This window comes from Marinicauda pacifica (assembly GCF_004793635.1).
In the GTDB taxonomy this organism is placed as follows: Bacteria; Pseudomonadota; Alphaproteobacteria; order Caulobacterales; family Maricaulaceae; genus Marinicauda; species Marinicauda pacifica.
Map to the genome: position 1 here is coordinate 1 of NZ_SRXV01000025.1, position 328 is coordinate 328.

Annotated in this window: 1 protein-coding gene; it reads right to left on the minus strand. The window is 69.5% G+C overall.

Going from position 1 to position 328, the window contains the following annotated elements:
• A partial coding sequence (locus E5162_RS14265) for a glutamate synthase-related protein (protein WP_135945948.1) occupies window positions 1-328 on the minus strand: 328 nt, incomplete at both ends.

Sequence of the window (328 nt, forward strand, 5' to 3'; positions counted from 1 at the left end):
GGGCCAGGCGTCGCATGGCGCAGCTTGGCGATATAGGCATTGACCTTGAAGCCGGGCAGCTGGCCGCCCTCGCCGGGCTTGGCGCCCTGGGCGACCTTGATCTCCACCTCGGTGCACTTGTGGAGGTATTCGGCCGTGACGCCGAAACGGCCGGACGCGATCTGCTTGACGCGGCTGTTCTCGTCGTCGCCATTGGCGTGCAGCGTGTCGCGCGCGCGATCCTCGCCGCCCTCGCCGGAGACGGAGCGGGCGCCAAGCCGGTTCATGGCGATGTTCAGCGCGCCATGGGCTTCCGGGGACAGGGCACCCAGGCTCATGCCCGGCGTCA